This is a genomic window from Mesorhizobium sp. M7A.F.Ca.CA.001.08.2.1 (genome assembly GCF_003998455.1).
GTDB lineage: Bacteria > Pseudomonadota > Alphaproteobacteria > Rhizobiales > Rhizobiaceae > Mesorhizobium > Mesorhizobium ciceri.
The window spans coordinates 1-18,528 of record NZ_RZPW01000030.1 but is presented as its reverse complement, the minus strand read 5'-3'; the positions used below and the strand labels follow the sequence as shown (position 1 = coordinate 18,528).

Genomic DNA, 18,528 nt, shown 5'->3' with positions numbered 1-18,528 from the left:
TCGCAAGGTTTGATCCAACCTTGATACTTGCGATATCCGACATTGTCGGGCATCCGACAGAAAGCGCCTTTCGCCGGCGCGCCGGCTATGACGCTCGCCTCCTCCGGCGTGACGACGATCCTTTGGCGGGCGCCGCGCACACCGATCTGCCCGCCTATCAGCACCGCGACATCGAAGGACAGCGCGATCGTGACTGGATGGGTCTTACGCAAACATGCAGCAGTGCCACCGCGATCAGGACTTCATCCGCCCCACAAAGACCCGAGCGCGAGGGACGACGTGTAAGGCAACATGTCATCCTCGATAATGATGCCGCGCATAAAGAGGTAAGGTCCCTCGTCGTACCGGCGAGCCCCTTCGCTGGGTCTCGCGAGGGTCTGGTTTGCGAACGTCGACCGACAGCATCACGGCATGGGCGGCCCCATCGGTAAGCAAGCATTGACCGTGCCATCAGCGTTGAGGCAGCGCAGAGCCCAATTTCCCGGTGCCAGCCGGTACGTTGGAGCTTCAACTGTGGCCAGCCAAGCGGGCCGAGGCCGTGAAACTCCTGATACCCTGGACCGTCCGGATTGCAACGCACGACGCCTTGGTCTCGCGCCAACGTCCATTGACGCTCAGCGAAGCATCATGCGGACGAGCTGGGAAAGCTTGGCCGGGCCGGCGCCTTCCCAGGCGCATGGGACGCGCGACGACCCATGTGGACCTTGGATTTCACTACGCACTTACGCTGCTTTGGCCTTGTCAGCAGCCTGAGCATAAAGCGTGCTCAGCTTTCAGGGCGAGCCTCTTTCATGTTGATAGCATCTGTCGTCATTCAGGATCGCCCCATTTTCGCATGCCGCTTGCAGCTTTCAGACTGTTGTCAGCCAGGGCCGCCATAAAGGGTCTCGTTTAACGCATTCGGGAGGCTTCATCACTCGACCACATTAATTTCGGGCGGTTCGCCGGCGCTCCGAATGGCACTTAACACCAGATCCTCTCCAAACCCGTGATGATCCAAGAGGAAAACGAAAAATCCCTAAATCATAAAAAAGCACCGATACGGTCGGCTCCAGGCTGATGAAATTGCGGTCTCACTGGCCACGCACGATACTTGCGATGGCGATGGCCATTGCAAAGGCCGGTCAAGCACCCAAGACGCTGACAAGCACGCCTCCGACCAAAGCTCGATCGTTGGCAGCCTTTCTAGCCGTATACTTGGGGCATTTTGGGACGGCGATCCGGACGCCGATTAAAACCTGCCGGTCGTCTAAATGGAATGGTTGGTCCGGGTCCTTACTGGACCCCGCCAACCCGATCGGGCCGGCGCACAGGGGCACCCAGACAATTGGACACGTCGCCTTTGCGCGGCGGCTTGCACTTTCTCGGATGGCCTTTTTTCTCCCCGGGCGAAATCGAGCGAGCGGTGAGGCGGAGCCTTCGATTTTGCCGATCATGTCGTGTCGCTTCGATCGAACTGCTCAGACGATGATAGCGGCATTGATTGCCGCGGCCGAAATGCGTTGTGTGAAGTACGATTTCTACGCCGTATACATACTGCCGTACAGTTCGCCCTGTCAGCAGCCTTGCCAGCAATCCGCCCTGTGTCCAACTGTCGTCGAATTCACCGGTGTCATTGAGGAATTCGTATGATCGCCTCGAAACCATCATTGCGACCGCGGGCGGGCGACGCAAGCTCTAGACTGCCACCGATCCGCTGGATAACCATGTTAGCGATATGTAGACCAAGGCCTGAGCCCGCAGCAGGAGTAGCACCACGACTAAATCGCTTTGTAAGCCCTTCGAGGTCGGGGAGGGGCACCACCGGTCCGGCGTTTGCAATAGCGATGGTTCCATCAGTTTGGACGGAAACTGTTGTCGGAACAGTGGGCAGTCCATGTATCAGCGCATTCTCGATCAGGTTACGAAGGAGGATCCCAAACGCATCGACATCCACTTTGCGCATCAAAGTGGGGCAGCCGTCGACGTTAAGATGCAGGCGTCCGGCATATTGCGGCTTTTTCCTCAGGTCGTCGATTTCCAGCCGAACCGATCGGACAAGATCGATCGCGTGATCCGCCATGCCAACCCCCGATTCGGCTTGAGCGAGCTGAAGCACTTTTTCGACAAGGCGGCCAAGGCTCGACAGCGCTTGCTCGATTCCGCGCGCACGCATTTTGGCCGACCCATTGGGAAGCTCGGCCACTAATCTCTGCATCTGAGCGATTGAACCTGCGATCGGCGTGCGCAGTTCATGCGCACTGTTTGCGGCGAACTCGCGTTCGGCCTCGAGAGCCGCCCGCAGACGATCGAGAAGCCGATTGACGGATGCCGCGATTGGAGCCAACTCTGCCGGGAAATCGCCCAAGTCCATTGGTGACAGATTGCCGCCGTCGCGCGATCCGATCTGCTGTCGCAGTACCTCGATTGGCCGCAGCGAGCGCCGGATCACGATCCACCAAACAGCTAAGCTAAAGGGCAGGAGCACGAGTGTCGGAAGGAAGACAAAAAGTGCGCCCTTCGCGATTGTGGTACGGCGGCCATGAAGCGGTTCGGCCAACTGATGATACACGCCGTCTTGGATCTCCTCTGTGTAGACGCGGTAATCAGCGTTTCCCCAAAAGCCGTTACTCAGGGGAGCATCAGGGAAGGGCTGCTGACCCTCTTCCGGTTCAGAAATAAGCACTATCCCGTACTTATTAATAACCTGCTCACGATAGGTAAAGTACTTTTCGTAAGTGGGAAAGTTGTTATTGTATTGATCAACGTGTTTTCCATTCAAGACCTTGATCAGCTCTGGTTGTCTGTACTTTGCGCTCCCCTGGAGCAAGTCATCCGAACTTTCGTTTACATTATTGCAAAAAATGAACGCAGCCATGGTTGGGGCGGCGATCCAAACCAGGAGCGTTGCCCCGCCTAACCACGATAGCAGCTTTCTCGTCATGCTGTTCGAGTTCGTCATGTGACCACGAGCCTGTATCCGGAGCCACGCACGGTTGCTATTCTATCCCCGCCGATCTTCTTGCGGAGCCGGCTGACATAAACCTCCACTGTGTTGCTCTCGAACTCCGAATTGAATGAATAAAGCGCGTGCTCGATCCTCCCCTTTGAAACGACCGAACCGGGCCGGCGTAGAAGGCAGTCGAGCACCGCCCATTCGCGTCCAGACAGGTGGACCTCCTGCCCGTCGCGGAAGAGGCGTCGCTCGGCTGCCTGTATGGAAAGCGTCCCAACCGAAAATTGCGGCTCCGGAAAATGCCCTTGGCGACGTGCCACTGCACGGATGCGTGCCGAGAGTTCCCCCAGATCGAACGGCTTGACCAAATAGTCGTCGGCGCCAGCGTTGAGCCCCTCGATGCGATGCGAAATCCGATCGCGGGCTGTCAGAATGATGACCGGCGTTGTATCAAGCCCCTTGATCAGCTCCCGCAGATAGTCGATGCCATTGCCGTCCGGCAGGTGAACGTCGAGCAAAATAACGTCGTAGCCGGCCACAGCTGCATGACCGCGCGCTCCGGACAGGCCCTCGGCCCAGTCGACCGCGTGGCCACCAGCCACCAAATGATCGTGCACAGCACTTCTAAGGTCGTCGTCGTCTTCAATGAGCAGTATTCGCATCAGGCTGCCGAGCTCCGGTATGAGGGCAAGGCTCCTGCCTTATTGATCGAAGCTGACAGTAGGCTGAACCGGCGCCAGCGAATATCTGGGGGCTTTCAGGCTGCTGTCAGCTACAATTGCAAGAAAGGGGTCGTTAACAAAGCCAAACGAAGAGCCCCTATGAAACCCCTCCTGATCTCGGCACTTTTGCTCAATGTGACCACCGGCGGCTGTACACTGGTTGGCGGGCAATTCGACGTGGCGGTCAACGAATGGCAGCCGCGCCACGCGTCAATGTCCAGGCTTGAAACTGACAGGTGTCTTAAATACGAGGGCACCGTAGCGGGTGCCTCCAGTTATCGAACAGTGCCTAGCAGGTCAGAAGTGCACTTTGACCATAGGGGTCGTCCGTATTTTCGGCGCTCGCGAACAGAGTCGACGGTCAATCGATGCGCCACTGCCAGAGTCTGGAACGGTCAAGTGTTTGTTATCCCCCGTCCGGGCCATATTCTCTGCCGAGGACCAAGAAGGCCCTATTTTCGGTGCCCACGAACAGAGCCAACGGTCAATCGATGCGCCACTGCCAGGGTCTGGAACGGTCAAGTGTTTGTGATCCCCTGTCCCGGCCGTGTTCTCTGCCGAACTCGCCCTTGTAGTCGGCACACCAAAGATCGTTAGGGCGACAGCCGTTTGAAAGTGGTGTCCCCGTCGCCCTGTTGCGCCTGCGCTTGCGGCGCTCGACCATGCCGGCGGTCGAGCACGGCATGCACGGTCGAGATCGCGGGCCGGTGCACATCCGGATACAGCCGGGCCAGCCGCTCGCGTATCTTCGGCGCACCCCATGTCGGCTTGTCTTGCTTGAGGCGCACAATCAGCTTCTCGATTTGAAACGGAAGCTGATTGGCGTGGCGATAGGGCCGCCGCGATCGGTCCGTCAGCCCCTCCAGGCCGCTGTCGTTGTAGCGCGTGAGGATCTTGTAGCCGGTCTTGCGCGAGATATCGAACTCCCGGCAAAGCACCGCCATCTTCTCGCCGTCCAGCAGCCGGGCGACGAACTTCAGCCGCTCTTCCATGACGTTACACTCCTTCCAAGGCACCTTGCTCTCCTTGCAAAGGGCCGAAAGTGTAACCCATCTATCCGGAATGAACTGTCACCCATCTCTCGGGAAGGGCAGTCATGGCCAAGGCAACTGGAAGCCGAATTTTCTTTTAGAGTATGAATCAGCGCCGTCTGCCGAAAAGCGCGTCCACGATCTTCCCTTTTGAAACGACCGTGCAGGGCTGGGGCAGACGGTAGTCGAGCACCGCCCATCCGCGTCAAGTCAGGTAGACCTCCTGCCCGTCGCGGAAGAGGCGTCGCTCGGCTGCCTGTATGGAAAGCGTCCCAACCGAAAATTGCGGCTCCGGAAAATGCCCATGGCGACGTGCCACTGCATGGATACGCGCTGAGAGTTCCCCCAGATCGAACGGCTTGACCAAATAGTCGTCGGCTCCAGCGTTGAAGCCCTCGATGCGATGCGAAATCCGATCGCAGGCTGTCAGAATGATGACCGGTGCCGATTCAAGTTCCTTGATCAGCTCCCGCAGATAGTCGATCCCATTGCCGTCCGGCAGGTGAACGTCGAGCAAAATAAGGTCGTAGCCGACCACAGCTGCATAATCGCGCGCTTCGGACAGGTTCTTGGCCCAGTCGACCGCGTGGCCACCAGCCACCAAATGATCGTGCATAGCACTTCCAAGGTCCTTATCGTCTTCAGTGAGCAGTATTCGCATCATGCTGCCGAGCTCCGGTATGAGGGCAAGGCTCCCATCTTATTGGTCGAAGCTGACAATAGGCTGAACCGGCGGCAGCGAATTATTTGGGGAGCTTTCAGGCTGCTGTCAGCTACAACTTGCAAGAAAGGGGTCGTTAACAAAGCCAAACGAAGAGCCCCTATGAAACCCGTCCTGACCTCGGCACTTTTGCTCAATGTGACCCCCGGCGGCTGCATCAGCAAATTGATTTGGGAAACAGGCGCGCCGGTTCTAATGACCGACGCAGGCCGAGGTCTGGAACAGCTGGACCAGCGAACGGCGTCTTCGGTTTTTCAGGCAACAGCCACATGGAAGAATATGATTGGCTCGACCATGCGCCGAGCTTTGTCGAACGGATTGGTCGCGGGCGCACTACCACAGATTATGGCAGGTTTACGCCCTGGCCTTGACACCCGGGGTGATCGTCACCGGCGGAGCCGCGGCGTACTGATCGGATATCTAACGTCGCTGAGTCTCTCGTCGGTGCAGTGGATCTCTCGGCTTAGCCATCATGCAAAAAACGACGGTTCCGCGACACCACTTTTCAGGTCCGTGACACAGGCTTTGTGAGCCGATCTGTTGTTCTTACCCCAGGCTAATGGCTGAACAGCTCTGTCGCCGGCTCGATGCGCCAGATGGCGCGATGTTTTGAACCCTTTCACGAGGCGACGGCAGCAGCCGACCGGCTCTCCTATCGCGGCTCCCGCGATCCACACACCCAGCAAGGGAATCTACCATGGTAATGAAGGCACCGGTTGCCGACGCTAGGAATGGGTCGGTAGTAGATCGGCTGGTCGGCATCGACCTCGCTCGGGGCCTGGCTGTCTTCGGGATGTATGCCGCCCATCTCGGTCCCGACCCCGGCGAAGGAGGACTAGTCGGGTTTCTGATGGAACTAACCCATGGGCGGCCGTCGGCCCTGTTTGCCGTATTGGCCGGTTTTTCAATCCTCCTGATTACAGGTCGCAAGGCGCCGAAGTCGGGGATAGCCGGTAGACAGGCCATCGCCAGAGTCGCAATTCGTGCCCTTGTTTTGCTCGCGCTTGGCTCAATCCTGGGCTGCCTCGGTACCCAGGTCGAAGTCATCCTAGAATACTACGGAATTTGCTTCTTGTTGGTATTGCCGCTCCATCGGCTCAGCGCATATCAGCTGGGCTTGATCGCTGCCGCTACGGCATTAGTTCTCCCGCAAGTCCGTTCCTCCCTTCTGTCGGTTGCCCCCAACCTCCTCGACCCGGTCTTCAACCTCATGGTCAACGGCTACTATCCCGCGGTGACCTGGGTTCCTTTCCTCATCGCTGGCATGGCCATCGCGCGCCTTAATCTTAATACGCTAGCAGCGCATTGGCGCCTTGGTCTGGCGGGGGTCGCGCTGGCCGTGTTGGGCCATGGGGGATCCTTGCTCGCGCTGAGTTCCCGCGCTTTGACTGAAACCTCCTTGTGGTGGTCTGACGTTGACGGCGCTTTTGAGCCTTCCAAGTCGTCATTTATAGTCAAGTCGTCATGGATAGCCGCACCTCATAGCGAAACGACGCTTTCGATCGTGGGCAGCACCGGTTGCGCAATGATCATCTTGGCGGCTTGCATGCTCGCTGTGGATGCGCTCCCGCGTCTGCGAAAGCTGGTCTGGCCAATAATCGCAGTCGGCTCGATGTCTTTGACGGCCTATGTGCTGCACATTGCGGGAATAGCCTATCTTATGAAGATAAACATTTTCAAAGACGAGAGCCTGTCCACGCTCTTTGGCTTCGTTGTGGTTATCAGCACTTTTGCGGTGCTTTGGCTGCGCGTCTTCCAGCGAGGACCGATGGAAGTGCTGATGGGTAGGGTCGCAGATCTCGCGCGTCACATCCGCTGAGCACCGCCGCGCCCCGGCCTCCCGATCACATTACGGACAAGGTGGGGCTTTGTCCAAAGCTTGTTCGCGGCAGGGGAGGGTACTTCCTCCCACCCTGCCGCCTTGTTGATGGAAGCTAAAACGGTCGCGCAGGCGCTAGAGTTGCATCGGCATAATCAGCTTAAACTCGCGAAGTTAAACCCGCGGTTGGTCTATCTCGGCCCGCCTCACCTGAAAGGCTAAGGTATCCGTTTCGGTCAAGGGTTTTAGGGGCCATTTTCGCTGCGCCTTGAGGAGAGCGTTTGCTAGGATGAGGAGCTTTCGCAACAAGATGATGACCTTTGCGGGTTTGCCTGCCGCCTTTAGCGCCTGGTATTTTGCCTTGAGGTCGGGGTTGAAGCGCAGGGCGAAGGGCCGGGCATGTAGAGGGCCTGGCGAACATTGGCCCGGCCGCCCAGGCGCGGCCGCTCCATTTTGCGGAGGCCGGCGAGGCTTGCGGCCTTTGGTTCCGAGTTCCGGCATGTCGATGGTGAGTGTGCAGGCGGTGGCATCCGATGCGCCATATGCTGGTCAGGATTTCGCGGCGCTGGACAGCGTCGGGATCGGCTTTCATGAGGGTAAGCATCGTCTGATCGATATCGCTGAGTTCACGTGGATCTGCTTCCAGCCACTCGTTGTTGTGGCGCCTGAGCAAGGCAAGCGGTCAAGGTCTGGCTCTGGTGCTGGCTGCGGTGCGATCCCCGCACGGGCCAGGTGCCGATCGTGTCGACGATCCACCTCGCCGCGACCAGAGAGCTGCTACTCTCTTCCGCTGTTCATTCTGGCCTCTTCGCAATGAATGTCATAAAATCACCTGTCGCAATTAATGGTTTTTGATTTGGCTCCAGCAGCTGGCAGATATCGCCGAGAGTTCCGCAGAGAGCGTCGAAAGTTTTGGCCGCCTTCTTCCGCAGCCGCGCCTTGAGTTTTGAGCAGACCTGTCTTGATCGGGTTGAGATCGGGCGAGCATGGCGGCAGGATCAGGAGCCAGTGCCCTTTGGCCAACCAGTGGGCGGCGCGTACCTTGCCGACAATCTGGGGTTCCGAACCCGACAGTTGGTTTTCAACCCGACAGTGGCCCGCCTCAGAGCAGGCTACCGCCCTTCGGAGCAGGCAGAAGCTAATCGAGGTTCGCGGGTTCCGGTTTGAATGTGCAGGTCGCTGCGCGCCTGATCTTTCGGTCTGGCGGCACATGACAAAAACCCTCATTTTGGCCGACGATACCCGGTCAGGAGCGGGTATCGCAGTCGAGAAGCGACCCGAGCACGTCCACAAGATGTGCCGAGTTTGCAAGGTGTGTCATTGTTTCTGTCAACGTTCGAGCGACAGCGCACGACGAAACGTCTGGCATACGCCTCGTCTGGCACGCGCCTCGCATATGTTGCAGTTGCTGCTGGAGATCAGGCGATCGAGTGGGCCTTGCAATTTTCCGATTTTGATGCGCCTAAAGTCTCGTGTACAAATCAGGCTGGCGTGAATGGCCTGCCTAAGTTGCGACTTATTACAAAGGAATGGATATGGCGACTGGAACGGTGAAGTGGTTCAACAGCACGAAGGGTTTTGGTTTTATTCAGCCTGACAACGGCGGTCAGGATGTCTTTGTCCACATTTCCGCTGTTGAACGAGCGGGCCTGTCGACCCTTAATGAGGGCCAGAAGATCAACTACGAGGTGGAACAGGATCGCCGCACGGGAAAGTCCTCTGCAGGCAGCCTCAGCAAGGCTGGCTAACGGTCCGGGAAAGCCTTGGCAAGGTTCGTCATCGCCGGAACGCATTGACGGCTCGAAACCCGGGCCGGAGCATGCAAGTTAATGCCGCGGCAGGGATTGCTGGAGCCATCATGAATTACTCTGGAAATGAGGCTCTTGGACGGGAAAGGCGGGGCTCATCCCCGCCCTTTGATTCCGCGCAGATTGGGCCAACGGCTGCTGCGCGTCCGAACGACTGTTGATACGGATTTAGGCTGCGACCTTCTTGCGGGTCCGTTTCGCCGGCGCCGTGGCTGGGGCTTCCGGCTCTTTCGGTTTGCGGCCGAGTCCCATGGTCTTGGCCAAGGCGGAGCGCGCAGCGGCGTAATTCGGCGCCACCATGGGATAATCCGACGGCAGACCCCATTTGGCGCGATATTCGTCTGGGGTCAGACCATAGTGCGTCGCCAGATGGCGCTTTAGCGATTTGAATTTCTTGCCGTCTTCAAGGCTAATGATGTAGTCCGGTTCGATCGACTTTTTGATCGGGACAGCAGGTTTTTTTACAGGCACAGGCTCTTCTGCCGGTATGAGTCCAGCCGTGCCGTTTAGAGCCCCGTGCACTTGGGCGATCAGGGCAGGAAGCTCCCCCGCCGGGACGGGGTTGTTGGAGACGTAGGCTGATACAACATCGGCAGTGAGCTCGATGAGGATGTCGGTCTTGTGGGGTTCTTCTGTCATAAACTTCTCCGGGCAGCTTGAAACACAGTTGGGCGAAGTGTCGCTTCATAGTGGCGGTTGCCGCTGAAAGCAAATGGATCGACGGGTGCGCTGCTCCTCCACCATTGAAGTCTCGGCGACGCATCCCGTCATCGTCCATCGCTAAAGGCAGCGTATTGAATTATGGGAGCGGTCGCGCCCGCCCCACCATAGCGATACAGCAAGACAATCAAAAAAGCCGGTCTTTGCTTGGCCCCAAATCTTTTCTCCTTTCGTGAACGCTGAGCTGCCAAGCTGCTACAGTTCACCTCGCGGGGCAACCGTGCACAACACAGGAGTCGCCCGAGCGATACATTCTTCACTTGCCGCTTATCAGCGCTGGTGATTGCACTTTGCAGCCTGCCTCCGGACCCGCAGCGCTCACGCTGTTGGTTTTGCGCCTGCAGGCGTCGGAAGTCGGATCGCCGCAGCTAATTTCCTCAGGCGGACGAATTCAACAAATCGATTGTTTGGATCGAAGGCATCCACACCATCGATGCCTCTAGAATAGGATCCAGCTACAATCACCGTGCTGTAATGGCAGGGACGGCCAGCACAAGCGCGACACGATCCGGCGGGTCCATCGCTGCGTTACGTATTCATGGCTACTGCATCGGGCGCTCGGTCGACCGCCTTAAGCCAGGTCGCCGCATTGCGAGACGGTGACCGGCGAGGGAGAGGGCGCTCTGGCAACGAAGCGAGGCGGGTGGCCTTGCGGGTGGCCGCGTGATGTCATCCGGCTCTCCTGCCGATCTCTGCCGGCCAGATCTGGAGCAACTGTTTTGCATAGATATGGCTCTCTTCAGGGGGCCATCTATGATGGGAGCCGAGCGCGTGTTCGAGCCGGGGAACAGGCTGCGCATGCACTGTGCCCACCTATTGCGATCGTGCTAACCTTGGTTGTTTGGACTTGCCGTTAAAGGCAAGCGACAGATTGAAGTTATGCTGCACCATCTGATTGCCTGGCTCGTTTTCGAGAGCTCGCCGATACAGGGCCTGTGCCGCGTCATGCCGCCCCTCAATGTCCAAAATCACGCCCTTCGCATTCAATGCACGTACGTTTCCTGGGGCTGCAACCAAGACGCTGTCGAGCACCTCAACCGCTTCGTGCGGGCGCTTCTGGCCCACCAAGGCATTTGTAAGTCGTATCGCCGCATCAACATTGTCCGGGTGCTGCTTCACCTCATCCCGCAAAGCCCGCTCTTGAACATCCTGACCAACTTCGCGCAAAATGCGTTCGCGCATAGCCGGATCGATTTGATCGGCGCTGAGCAACTCGGGGGAAGATGTCTCCTGCACGGAAAGAGCCGGCTTTTGCCAGCTGGCGCAACCGCCCAAAGGCAGAATGGCGAGTACGGCAAAAAGAAGTGAGTTCCGGCGCAGAAACATAGGCGATGGAGAAACTGTATTACTATTCATGTTATCTCTCAGTTATCGGGGAGGCGCGTGGCGTTCAGTTAGGAAAGGTGGGACTACTCTAACAATCCGCTGTTCGATCCGTGCGGGAGTGTGACGGATCCTGCGGGGCGAATTGTAAAGTCGGAGGCGAGGTCTTGATAAGACAGCACGGCGAGATCAACCCCGTTTCGCGTCAGAAAGCCGCGGACGAAACGTCGGACATCCATCGACGTCAACAGAATAGGGCGGGTTTGACCCGGTTCTGCGTTCGAAAGGACCTGACGTATCTGTGATAGCATCGCTTCGCTTTGCCGATCCTCCAGTGCGAGATAGGGGCCTGCATCCGAATCTCGAACCGCGCCACGCATCACATCCTCGCTCTCGCGCTCGACGACCAGGGCGGACACGATGCCCTCCGTGTTGGCATGGCGGTGGCAGATCTGTCGCTTCAAACCAGAACGGACATATTCCGTCAGCAGGGCAACGTTCTGCTCACGCTCGCTCCATTCGGCCAATGCCTCCAACACGAGACGGGTGTGGCGGATTGGGATACCTTCCTCCAGGAGGCGGCGCAGAACATCGGCAATCCGAGGAATCGGCGTCGTGCGTAGCACCTCTTTCACAAGCTCAGAATATTCCTGCTCCATTCGGCCCAGGAAATGTCGGGTCTCTTGGATGCCCACCAATCGCGGTGCGTAGCGGGTCAACGCTGCATGGACGCGCAAGGCGAGGAGTTCGCCGGGAGCCCTATGCTCCGTGCCGGCGCCCGTAAGGGCCTTTGCAGGGGTATGTTCAACCGGGAGTGTGTCCGTTTTCGGCTCACGTCTAAGGGGGACACCGCTCGAGTCGACGTGCGCTACATCGGCTCGGAGCGCCATCTGGTTTGGATCTAAGGCGTCCTGTTCGACTGGCACGCCCTCGACATCAATTCGGAATTGCGATTCAGGCAGCTGCTCGTCAACCAAGACAGGGATGCGAGGAACGATAATGCCCAGATCGGCTGTGACCAGGAGCGAAACGCGCCCAATATGTTTTTGCAATTCGGCTTGATCGACCGCCTGCATAAGATCTGGCGCTAGAAAAAATGCGATCGGGAATTCCTTCGCAGGCGCGGCTTGCTTAGGCTCCGCTGCAGTTCCACCTTTCGCATCGGCAGTGCCGGCGCCCAGCACATCAGCCTTGACAATGCTTACCGCAGCGAACACTGCGGCCAGCATCAGAAAGACGGGGAGGGGAAACCCAGGAACGAACCCCATTACAACCAGGACGCCGGCCGCCAGTCGCAAGGCTCGAGTGCTGGCCGTGAGCTGACTGACCATTTCTGTACCGAGGTTGATCCTCGCCGTCCCAGTCACACGGGTGACGATGGTCGCCGCAGTAATGGAGAGCAGAAGGGCCGGAATCTGCGATATCAATGCATCGCCTATCGTCAGCAGAGTGTAGTGATGCAGTACCTCGCCGAAGGACATGCCCTTGGAGAGCAGGCCGATCGAAATTCCACCCAGCATGTTGATGCAGATAACCACCAGCCCGGCGATGGAATCGCCCTTCACAAATTTCATCGCGCCGTCCATCGCGCCATAGAGTTGGCTTTCCTTCTCCAATTCGGCGCGCCGCCGGCGGGATTCGTTGGCATCGATGTGGCCGTTGCGTAGCTCTGCGTCGACCGCCATTTGCTTGCCCGGCAGAGCATCCAGCGTGAAACGCGCCGCCACTTCTGCCACCCGTTCGGCACCCTTCGCGAGGACCATGAATTGCACCATGGTGACGACCAGAAATATGACGAAACCCACCACGATATTGCCTGAAATGACGAAATCGCCAAAAGTATGAATAATGCTGCCGGCCTCCCCCTCGGCCAGGATCAGTCGCGTCGTTGCGACCGTGAGCGCGAGACGGAATACAGTGGAAATCAAAATAACGCCGGGCAAAGAGGAAAAATCAAGTGGAGTACTGACATACAGGGCAACCATCATCAGCAGTATGGCCAACCCCATATTGAATCCTATCAGGGCGTCGACCACCACGACCGGGATAGGCATGACCATCATCGCGACAGCCAGAAGCAGCATCAACGCAACCATTAAATCCGGGCTGGCCGGCGCACGCTTGATGAAGTCACGCAGGACGTTGGCCATCGAGACACCTTTGCAATCGGTTGAGACTTACTCTGCTGTTACGCCATGAAACGTGGCTTTCGAACTCCGAAGGCGCCTCAGCCTTGGCCAGCGCGTGACCCTGCATGAGAGCCACAAGCAGGCGCGAAATGGCTGGGCAGCAAATGTTTCCAACGCAGCCAGCTTGTCAGCACCGAGCGCGACAGGATGTTTGGCTGGCCATAGAGTGCTGCTTGATGGGGCCTGCGAGCTTTCAATATTGGAGAGCAGCAATGCGGCCATTCCTGCTCAGCAGCACACGGCTGTCCTCAATACGTTCGACCACCCATCCATCAGCCAAAATGGCGCCGACAAAATACTTCTCGCTGTCGATGACAATATATGGTTGGACCCCATGCCACACAGCTTCGACCGCGATTGCGGATGGCGCCTTCTCCTCTTTGATGAGCACTCCGTTCACCAGTGTTAGAGTACCCTTGGTGCGACGATCGAACGATTGCTGAAGCTTCTGCCAGCTGATGACCGATTCAGACGTGACGGTGCCTTCGGCGGTCACAACACCCTTTGCCGACCCAATCTTGACGTCGAGAAGACCCGCTCGATCGACTTCCTCCTGCAGCTCTTGGGCCGCTGCCTCCGTAAGTTCATTGTCAGCGCGGTGACTGATCGTTCTGGACGCGACTTCAGCCCGAAGTGAATTGGGGCTCGATCCACTTGCATTGCCAAGATAGGAGATCGTGCCTGAAAGCGCGCCGATCCCGAGTGAGCTGATTATGACCATGGCGAGCACACCGATCGGTAGGCGCGGTATGCCGGTCGAACCAGGCGGCTCTGCATCCTGCACGGACAAAGCAATGGACATCTCGCCTACGAGCAGGACGACAGGAAGGGGCACAACAACGGACTGGCCTGCGGCGATATTCCGGTTGCCCTCGATACTGAGTCCGGGTGCAAGCGCCTCCAGTTCGATCGACTTGCCAAGAAGAGTTACACGAAGGTGATGCGGTGCCAGTCCCTGCTCGACAAAGACCAAATCGGCATCGAAGCCGCTGCCGATTAAACACTTTTGAAGATCCGTCTTGCCGGTCAGACCGCAATAGTGCCCCGAACGCACTTCGAAACGGAGGGAAACGGCGTCATCCACAGAGCATCTCTCAAACAGGATAGAAGCCGCATGGCAATTGCCATGCGGCTCATTTCGGGACTACGTCGCGTCAATAAGGAGACGCGCTAGGGGGCAGTCTAAAACCCGCTTCCGACATTACGAAACGCGTTCGTCGGCGGCCTTCTTGATGGTCTGGAGATTGGTCGTTAGAGTGCGCAACTGGACACTCCTTTTCGTCGCCTCCAAGCTAACATTGGTTAGTTCCTGCACTTGCGCCTGAAAAGCAGTAGCATCAGCTCCGCTTGTATTGCCGGGAGTGCCACTGTTAGTTTTATCGGTATTGCCGGCGCTACTGGTATTGGTATTGCCTGATTTTTTATTATTATCAACTGCAGCCATGATCATTCCTTTTTCTGTTGGAGTTGTGCCGTCAATAACGGCCTGTATGACCTCACGCCGGATTTCCCGCGTCAGGCATCTTCTGTGTCATCCAAAGCTTCATCGGCCTCAGCCATCGCATCGTTCGCGAATTGGAACGCGAACGATCGCAGGATACTTTGGAAGGCTTCACTTTGTGCTGCAGACTGTGAGTTGTCTTGAAGTTGATCATTTGAAACGGTCCGGTTATCCGCCCGATCGTTCCCGCCAGCTGCCTTGCCATCATTCCCACCAGCTGGCTTGCCATCATTGCCATCAGCCGGCTTGCCATCACCAGAATGCTCGGATTTCGAATCCCCATGGCCCTTTCGGATCAAGGAAGTCCCGAGGTTGCCAACTCCACTCCCAATTGCTGCTATCATCAGGTACTCCGGCATTTGCCATTGGCGGCGACGTGTTAAAGGTTAGCCTCGATCAAGCTAAGGGCGGGAGCTTTCGAGAACCTGACGGCTTTTGACAAAAACCGGCCAGCGCAAAAACGTATGCTCTGCAGGATGTTGCTCTCGCATCGAACAGTCGACCACGATCTCGGCTGTTCGGCCAATCCCGCCGTCCACGCATGCCGCGACCGAATGGCAGCCGCAGCAGCTCGTTTGCATCCTCGATGCTGTGGTGTCGAACAGGAGACACGGTCCACGTGCTGCATGACCGCAATGACCGTATTCTTGCTGGCTCCACGGGCGCACGCAACGAGCAGGAACTCGGTCTTTGCATCACCATTCTCTCGCCTGCACATCACGGCCCGGCGCGGTGAGCTCATTGGCTTCGAGAAGGTCGGCGACCGTACGAACATGGGATGGTCTGCCGGCTTTGGGAGGCCGGTGCGGATCCTCTTCTCACCATATCGAAAGCTTGAAGCGGTCGGATTTTCTTGCCCTGTTCGTGAGAACTCCCATCGTCAGCTAATCGTCAGCCAAGCGGTCTATCTAGGCCGGCCGTGCCTGACCTTCGGATCCAAAGGTCCCGTCTCGACACTTTTTGTAACTATAGATCGAAATGGTCCGCGTGATACGCAACGCACACGCTTCTCTGAAGCAAATGTGTGACTTTGTCGGTGGCGAACGAGAGGAGTGACGCATCAATAAAATCGTCAGGCACGTGTCTAGGAAGGGGAGCTAGCCGAGTTGGTCTGATTTCATTCGCTGTTCCTGGAAATCGGCGGACTGAAGCGCTGATAATCTCAGGACATCGATGGCAACGTTGCGAAAGTCCTGTGAGCTCGGGCCAATCTTGGCCTGCTACTGAGAAGCACTTTGGCGGGAACATTACGCCGTCGCGGGTCTGGCTGACCGTGACGTTAACCGAAAGATGCCGCTGGTCTCGTCAGCCGCCAGCACAATAGCAGCACATTCTCGCCTACTACGGAGACGCAATATGAAGGGCATTGGCCGACCACGGAAATCGCAGGCTGAAACTGGAGCCAGCCGCGCGGGGCGGGCGAGCAGTTCCCTTTCGCAATCAAGTCTTGCTGCGGGAGAAGGTGGACAGTCATTCGATTCCGTTGTGGAGCAGATGCGCTCTGGGGACGCCGATAGGAGGCCCTCCTCCCTTCCAGTTGCGCGCGGTCCAGGCGATGCCCGCGAAAGTCTGCCAGGCGCCTCGATTGGCGAAGATCAAATCCTGAACACACCGCGACGTGGAGCCGCTGCGCCACCACGCGGAACCGTAGCGCCACGTGGCGCAGCCGCAAGGCGGCGCGGTTCTCCCTCCATGTCTGAGGGCGAAGCCATGGCGCCGGTCGGTAGCCAACTATCAACCGCGCAGGTGGAAGGCACCAGCTCATCGTCAAATGAAGATATCAGTCCGACACAGCTCAGAATGAACAGTCTTGTTCAACAACTGACTGATTGCGAGGCTGCGGCCAGGAAAACCGACGTCCCCGAGGAGGCGGTGGAGCTGATCAGTCGGGTCGTCGATGCAGCCTCAGCAATTCTGGAGTACCGCGCTAGCCTGCCTGCGGCTGAGGCGCAGACAATTATGCCAGACGACAAGGTGCGTAGATGTTGCCAGATCGTGTGCGACGCCGCGAATGAAGTAGACAAACTTGGCCTGTCGACGATCACGAAATTGGACAAAAAGACCAAGAAAGCGGCAGGTATGGTCGATAAACTCTACTCCTACTCCCAGGCGGACCGGCAGGAGCTGTTGATTTTAAATGTGGAGAACCACCATACGGCGGCAATTAAGTGGTGGGAAAAAAAGGCATGGCGCTCCGAACGGCAGCGATCCGCCTGCGCTGCCACCGCTAGCCTATCCAGTGGAACGCCCGTGATGCGGGAAGCCGAGCGGTGCGCACTGCGGCTGCGTGCCGGCTCGGTACTGAGTGTCAGGATCTGGCTGGTCCGTGAGCGGATCGGTCTTGCGCGGGCCAAGATTGAACTGCGGGCGAGCAGGTTCGAGCCAGATTTGAAGGAACTCCTCGTCGGTCGAAATGGAGTGGTGCAGCTGATGGCAAGCGCCGCTCAAGAAGCTCTTCGCGCCCTCTCTTTGGCGAAGGGCATAATGGATGATGGCAAAACACTCAACGCTCATGATTGCGCGGTTGTAGAAAAAATCATGGAGCGGCTTTCGGATTTTGGATTGGCGTTGCACGAGGTGCATACCAAGCTAAGCCATACCTACCCAGATGCCGGCCTCCCATTGAAACTGTTCGAACGGATCGTGGACGATGCATGGATCACTGCGCACGATGCCATGCACTTGTTGAACCTGCAGTCTCCGCCGTCAGCCATCATGGCGCCACAGGCCCAGGCGGGCGCTGCGATGCCGGCCAGGGCAGGCGCTGCGATACCGGCTGACACTGCTGGTACGGCTGCAGTGTCAGAAGGCACTACAGCGCGAAGGAAAGGGAAGTCAAAGCATAAGTCGGCAGCTCGCGCCGGGACTTCTGCCGCCGGGCAGCCATCAACACCAGTCGCTGCGAACGCCGGCACAGTGCCAGCAGCCAAGGTTCTCGCGCGCTCGGATCAAGTTGCGAGTACACAGGTGAGAGCGCAAGAGGTGGCTGCGAGTTCGTCGGGGGCAGGCTCGACAATCGGGGGCGCCGCGTTGTCAATGGAGGTATTGACGGAGCGGCTCAAACGATTGGACGAACTTTTGCAGTTCGATCTGGCCGGTCAGCAAAGCGTCGTCTCCCAAGTGCGCCAGATGAAGCCTGAGGAGGCCGGTAAGGTCGTGGACGATGTGGCCCAGTACCTGCGAGCCCAGGCCATTGAGATGCAAACCTGTCTCGCCGGGTTGCAGGGGCGTAATGTACGCCTGCTACTCACCTCCACCCAGCTACCCAAAGTGCACGAACGCACAGACCAGCTCAAAGGGTTGCTGAACATGGTGCTGGGACAGGCCAACGCATTGAATGAAGGAAAAGCCGGCATTACGACTGATTGCATGAAGACCTACGCATTTCCGGCGCAAAAATACCTGGAACATTTGTGCAATGCCGACGAATTGATGCCGCCGGAGGCACCGGTCGCGCTGCGTGGCGAGCCAGGAAAGCTGTTTGAGATGAAGCTGCAGCCCAAGATGCTGGTCAATGGTGCGATGCCGAGCCCGATGTGGGTGCACATCCACACGAGTCGCCCCGTCATGGCCAGAAACTTGGAAGGGCTGGCTGATTCCGAATTCACCGCTTGCCACGTTAAATCCAACGAACAGCGCGGCTACAATCGAGAGCGAGAGGAAGCCGATGCTAGGTCCGGTCGCGAGAAGGTCATAATTCATCGCGGCAAACTCACCCCCGCTTTCTGTAAGTCCTTGTTGACCTCAGGGCTTGGCCGC

At 57.8% G+C, this 18,528-nt stretch carries 13 protein-coding genes and 1 pseudogene; 3 read left to right on the top strand and 11 right to left on the bottom strand.

Annotated features, from left to right (window positions below; genetic code table 11):
- From EN914_RS38690 to EN914_RS03650, 5 genes and pseudogenes are all read right to left on the bottom strand, one after another.
- The coding region (locus EN914_RS38690; RefSeq protein WP_206527177.1) for a hypothetical protein at positions 1-212 on the bottom strand (212 nt) is incomplete at its 3' end.
- Positions 213-1,612: 1,400 nt separating this feature from the next.
- On the bottom strand, positions 1,613-2,941 hold the full coding sequence (locus tag EN914_RS03665) for a HAMP domain-containing sensor histidine kinase (RefSeq protein WP_024505390.1): 1,329 nt from the start codon (positions 2,939-2,941) through the stop codon (positions 1,613-1,615).
- Positions 2,938-3,597 (bottom strand): response regulator transcription factor, encoded by a 660-nt coding sequence (locus EN914_RS03660; protein ID WP_024505389.1) that lies wholly within the window; start codon positions 3,595-3,597, stop codon positions 2,938-2,940. Before EN914_RS03660 ends, EN914_RS03665 begins: the two co-directional genes overlap by 4 nt.
- A 601-nt stretch (positions 3,598-4,198) precedes the next feature.
- Positions 4,199-4,673 (bottom strand): annotated as a pseudogene (locus tag EN914_RS03655) (helix-turn-helix domain-containing protein); the annotation flags it as partial.
- A gap of 220 nt (positions 4,674-4,893) precedes the next feature.
- A complete protein-coding gene (locus tag EN914_RS03650) occupies positions 4,894-5,352 on the bottom strand; it encodes a response regulator transcription factor (protein WP_224570033.1) in 459 nt (152 codons plus the stop codon).
- 754 nt (positions 5,353-6,106) lie between these two features.
- Here EN914_RS03650 and EN914_RS03645 point away from each other — a divergent pair.
- The gene (locus EN914_RS03645; RefSeq protein ID WP_024505387.1) at positions 6,107-7,228 is read left to right on the top strand and encodes a DUF418 domain-containing protein; all 1,122 of its coding nucleotides are present in this window, start codon (positions 6,107-6,109) and stop codon (positions 7,226-7,228) included.
- A 1,535-nt stretch (positions 7,229-8,763) separates the two neighbouring features.
- A complete protein-coding gene (locus EN914_RS03640; RefSeq protein ID WP_008874821.1) occupies positions 8,764-8,976 on the top strand; it encodes a cold-shock protein in 213 nt (70 codons plus the stop codon).
- Between the two features lie 228 nt (positions 8,977-9,204).
- On the opposite strand, the gene EN914_RS03635 is transcribed toward EN914_RS03640, so the two are convergent.
- From EN914_RS03635 to EN914_RS03610, 6 genes are all read right to left on the bottom strand, one after another.
- Positions 9,205-9,675: a MucR family transcriptional regulator gene (locus tag EN914_RS03635; protein ID WP_024505385.1), complete on the bottom strand. Its 471-nt coding sequence runs from the start codon at positions 9,673-9,675 to the stop codon at positions 9,205-9,207.
- Between the two features lie 894 nt (positions 9,676-10,569).
- A complete protein-coding gene (locus EN914_RS03630; RefSeq protein ID WP_081714429.1) occupies positions 10,570-11,112 on the bottom strand; it encodes a tetratricopeptide repeat protein in 543 nt (180 codons plus the stop codon).
- A gap of 53 nt (positions 11,113-11,165) precedes the next feature.
- Positions 11,166-13,229, bottom strand: a complete 2,064-nt coding sequence (gene sctV, locus EN914_RS03625) for a type III secretion system export apparatus subunit SctV (protein ID WP_024505383.1) — start codon at positions 13,227-13,229, stop codon at positions 11,166-11,168.
- Positions 13,230-13,461: 232 nt separating this feature from the next.
- Positions 13,462-14,352 carry a hypothetical protein gene (locus EN914_RS03620; RefSeq protein WP_024505382.1) on the bottom strand — a complete coding sequence of 297 codons (891 nt, stop codon included), beginning with the start codon at positions 14,350-14,352 and terminating at the stop codon, positions 13,462-13,464.
- Between the two features lie 117 nt (positions 14,353-14,469).
- Positions 14,470-14,712 carry a nodulation protein NopA gene (locus tag EN914_RS39050; protein WP_224570034.1) on the bottom strand — a complete coding sequence of 81 codons (243 nt, stop codon included), beginning with the start codon at positions 14,710-14,712 and terminating at the stop codon, positions 14,470-14,472.
- Between the two features lie 71 nt (positions 14,713-14,783).
- Positions 14,784-15,113, bottom strand: a complete 330-nt coding sequence (locus tag EN914_RS03610; protein WP_081714433.1) for a hypothetical protein — start codon at positions 15,111-15,113, stop codon at positions 14,784-14,786.
- 1,348 nt (positions 15,114-16,461) lie between these two features.
- Between EN914_RS03610 and EN914_RS03605 the strand changes: the two genes are divergently transcribed.
- Positions 16,462-18,528 (top strand): hypothetical protein (locus EN914_RS03605; RefSeq protein ID WP_127389001.1); only part of this gene is annotated, 2,067 nt, incomplete at its 3' end.

Bases quoted from the DNA above. Each gene is read 5' to 3' on its own strand.
- EN914_RS03640 (WP_008874821.1), top strand. From the start codon at position 8,764: ATGGCGACTGGAACGGTGAAGTGGTTCAACAGCACGAAGGGTTTTGGT.
- EN914_RS03650 (WP_224570033.1), bottom strand. From the start codon at position 5,352: ATGATGCGAATACTGCTCACTGAAGACGATAAGGACCTTGGAAGTGCT.
- EN914_RS03645 (WP_024505387.1), top strand. From the start codon at position 6,107: ATGGTAATGAAGGCACCGGTTGCCGACGCTAGGAATGGGTCGGTAGTA.
- sctV (WP_024505383.1), bottom strand. From the start codon at position 13,229: ATGGCCAACGTCCTGCGTGACTTCATCAAGCGTGCGCCGGCCAGCCCG.
- EN914_RS03630 (WP_081714429.1), bottom strand. From the start codon at position 11,112: ATGAATAGTAATACAGTTTCTCCATCGCCTATGTTTCTGCGCCGGAAC.
- EN914_RS39050 (WP_224570034.1), bottom strand. From the start codon at position 14,712: ATGGCTGCAGTTGATAATAATAAAAAATCAGGCAATACCAATACCAGT.
- EN914_RS03660 (WP_024505389.1), bottom strand. From the start codon at position 3,597: ATGCGAATACTGCTCATTGAAGACGACGACGACCTTAGAAGTGCTGTG.
- EN914_RS03610 (WP_081714433.1), bottom strand. From the start codon at position 15,113: ATGATAGCAGCAATTGGGAGTGGAGTTGGCAACCTCGGGACTTCCTTG.
- EN914_RS03665 (WP_024505390.1), bottom strand. From the start codon at position 2,941: ATGACGAACTCGAACAGCATGACGAGAAAGCTGCTATCGTGGTTAGGC.
- EN914_RS03635 (WP_024505385.1), bottom strand. From the start codon at position 9,675: ATGACAGAAGAACCCCACAAGACCGACATCCTCATCGAGCTCACTGCC.